Here is a 3126-nt window from a genome sequence, read left to right as displayed (position 1 = left end):
GCCGTAGGGCATCTGCAGCACGCGGCCGACGTCGCGCAGCACGGCGCGGGCCTGCAGCGTCCCGAAGGTGATGATCTGGCCGACCTGGTCGCGACCGTATTTCTGCTGGACGTAGCGGATGACCTCCTCGCGGCGATCCTGGCAGAAGTCGATGTCGAAGTCGGGCATCGACACGCGGTCGGGATTGAGGAAGCGCTCGAACAGAAGCGAGAAGCGCAACGGATCGATGTCGGTGATGGTCGTCGAATAGGCGACCAGCGAGCCTGCGCCCGAACCGCGTCCCGGCCCGACCGGAATGCCCTGTGCCTTCGCCCATTTGATGAAGTCGGCAACGATCAGGAAGTAGCCGGGAAACTTCATCTTGGTGATGATGCCGAGCTCGAAATTCAACCGCTCGCGATACTGCTCGACCGTGTAGCCGGCTGTCGGGCCATGCGCGGCCAGCCGCGCGTCGAGCCCCTCATGCGCCTGGCGGGCCAGTTCGTCGGCTTCCGCCTGCACGGCTGCGTCATTGTCGGCGACATCGCCGCCGGTGAAGCGCGGCAGGATCGGGTTGCGGTTCTTCGGGTAGTAGGAGCAGCGCAGCGCGATCTCGACGGTGTTGTCGATCGCTTCCGGCAGGTCGGCGAACAGCCTGGCCATATCGGCCTGGCTGCGCAGGAAATTGTCCGGTGACAGCCGACGACGATTGTCGGCGGCGACGACCGAACCCTCAGCAATGGCGATCAGCGCGTCATGCGCGTCATAGTCGTCGCGGGCCGAGAAGAACGCCTCGTTGGTGGCGACCAGAGGCAGTTCATGGGCATAAGCCAAATCGACCGAGGATTTCTCGATCACGCGATCATAGCCGGATACCCGGTCCAGCTCGACATAGAGCCGGTCGCCGAACATCGCCTTGAGGGTCAAAAGCCGTGCCTCAGCTAGATCGCGGCGGTCATCCTTGAGCGCAATGCCGATCGGGCCGCGCGGTCCACCGCTGAGGCAGATCAGCCCGTCACAATAGCCTTGCATCATTTCGGTGGTAAGGTGCACGGCCTCGCCGGGCGGCGTTTCGAGGTAGACGCGGCTGACCAGCCTGACCAGATTGGAATAGCCGGCTTCGGTCGCGGCAAGCAGGACGACCGGCCGCATATCGGGACCTTGCCGCCTGCGATCACGCTGGCCATCGATGTTTTCGCCGGAAAAGGCGAGCGCAGTCTGGCAGCCGATGATTGGCTGGATGCCGTCCTTGACCGCCTTCTGCGCGAACTCAAGCGCGCCGAACAGATTGTTGGTATCGGTGACGGCAATGGCCGGGGCTTCGTCCTTGACCGCATGAGCCACCACCTTGCCGATCTGCAAGGCGCCTTCCAGCAGCGAATAGGCCGAATGCACGCGCAGATGGACGAAGGGCCGCGCCGGCGCCTCCGGCCGCGCGGCTGCTATCGCGGCTTCGCGCTTCAGGGGGTCGCGGGGAAGTTTTTCGTCGGCCACCGGGTCCTTGCTTTCAATCTGATCCGCGAATCTTGACTTGCCGCCCTAATCTAGGCTCCCGCGCTTTGACCTGCCAGCGTTCTCGGTCCCGCCGCCTTGCCCATACCCGGAAACCTCGTGGCCGCCGGCCGCCAGGCCGATCCGGGACCGGTGTGAAGCGCTTCATGGTCGACGGAGCGCGCCAATCGCACACTGCCATTGTGAAATCGTCTTTCAACAGGGAAATTCTCATGGCTAGCCGTTTTGTCGGGATGATGTGCTGAACATGTGGCGCGCTCTGGCAGATATGAAACCGGTTCCAATCAGCCCCAAGCTCGTCGACGGGGGCGAAAAGTCCTGCCCGAGCGCTCGCGCCGAAGCGGGAGCGCTGCTGATCGGCGTGGTCGGGCCGGACGGCATCGTGCGGCCGATCCCGAAGCGGTTCGAAATCGACGCCGAATTCGTCGAACAGGCAAGCGAGGCCGGCGCCCCGGAAGCGCGCTTCCGCTTTGCCAGCCGTTGCGTCGAGGGCAAATGCAAGCAATGGACCGGCAATTCCTGCGGCGTCATCGAAAAGGTGCTAACCGGCATGGCCGAGCAGATGATTGCGCCGGCTGAAAACCTGCCGAGCTGCGCCATTCGCGGCTCCTGCCGCTGGCACAGTCAGCACGGCGCCGACGCCTGCCGCGCCTGCGTCTACGTCATTACAGACCAGAGCATGGTGGCCGCGCCCGCTTGACCCCGAGATCGAGGAGCGGCTGCCTGCCCGTCCTCGATTGCGGCGCAAAAAATCAGGCGAATTCCATGATCACCGCGTCAACCGCCAGGCTGTCACCCGGCCTGGCGTTGAGTTTCGAGATCACCAGATCGCGTTCGGCGCGCAGCACGTTTTCCATCTTCATCGCCTCGACCACCGCCAGCGTCTCGCCGGCCTTGACTTCCTGGCCTTCGGCAACGGAAATCGACACGACAAGGCCAGGCATCGGACAAAGCAGCAGTTTCGACGTGTCCGGCGCTATCTTTTCGGGCATCAGCCTTTCCAGCTCGGCGGTGCGCGGCAGCATGGCGCGCGCGGTCACCGACATGCCCTTCCAGGCAATGCGAAAGCCATTGGCAACCGGCCTGATCTGAGCCGTAACCTTGCGCTTGCCGACCTTGCCGCGCCAGATCAGATCGCCCGGCCGCCAGTCGGATGCAACGGTCAGCGCCTTGCCGCCCTCAATCGACAGATCGATTTCCATCGGGATGGAAATCATGCCCTCGAGGATCGACGCCAACAGATAGTCATCGCCGATCTTCACCACCCAGTCGCGCTTCAGCGCTCCCGAATGCGGCGCCAGCCGCCCGCCCAGCCGGTCGAGCCGGTCGCGGCGCAGCAGTTCCACCGCGGTCGCGATCGACGCCAGCACGGCTTTCTCATCGTTGTTCGGTACGACCGGCGCGAAGCCGTCGGGATATTCCTCTGATATGAAAGCGGTCGATATCTGCCCTTCCCGCCAGCGCGGATGCTGCATCAAGGCAGCCAGGAACGGAATGTTGTGCTCGATGCCGTCGACGACGAAGCTGTCGAGCGCTTCCGACATGGCATCGATCGCTTCCAAACGCGTCGGCGCCCAGGTGCATAACTTGGCGAGCATCGGATCGTAGAACATCGAGATTTCGGAGCCTTCGGTG

Annotated in this window: 3 protein-coding genes; 1 reads left to right on the top strand and 2 read right to left on the bottom strand. The window is 63.7% G+C overall.

All coding sequences use genetic code 11. The features are described from left to right. The coding region (gene dnaE, locus EN935_RS28675; protein WP_206534592.1) for a DNA polymerase III subunit alpha at positions 1–1443 on the bottom strand (1443 nt) is incomplete at its 3' end. A gap of 316 nt (positions 1444–1759) precedes the next feature. Here dnaE and EN935_RS28670 point away from each other — a divergent pair. Then, positions 1760–2191, top strand: coding sequence for a hypothetical protein (locus EN935_RS28670; RefSeq protein WP_245462838.1), 432 nt, complete (start codon positions 1760–1762; stop codon positions 2189–2191). Between the two features lie 52 nt (positions 2192–2243). Here the strand turns inward: EN935_RS28670 and EN935_RS28665 are convergent. Next, on the bottom strand, positions 2244–3126 hold an 883-nt coding region (locus EN935_RS28665), incomplete at its 5' end, for a biotin/lipoyl-containing protein (protein WP_127373869.1).

This window comes from Mesorhizobium sp. M7D.F.Ca.US.004.03.1.1 (genome assembly GCF_003998635.1).
Lineage (GTDB): Bacteria > Pseudomonadota > Alphaproteobacteria > Rhizobiales > Rhizobiaceae > Mesorhizobium > Mesorhizobium loti.
The sequence above is the reverse complement of the archived record's forward strand: the minus strand, read 5'-3'. Positions and strand labels throughout refer to the sequence as shown.

Coding starts and splice junctions, on each gene's coding strand:
- EN935_RS28670 (WP_245462838.1), top strand. CDS start 1,760: ATGAAACCGGTTCCAATCAGCCCCAAGCTCGTCGACGGGGGCGAAAAG.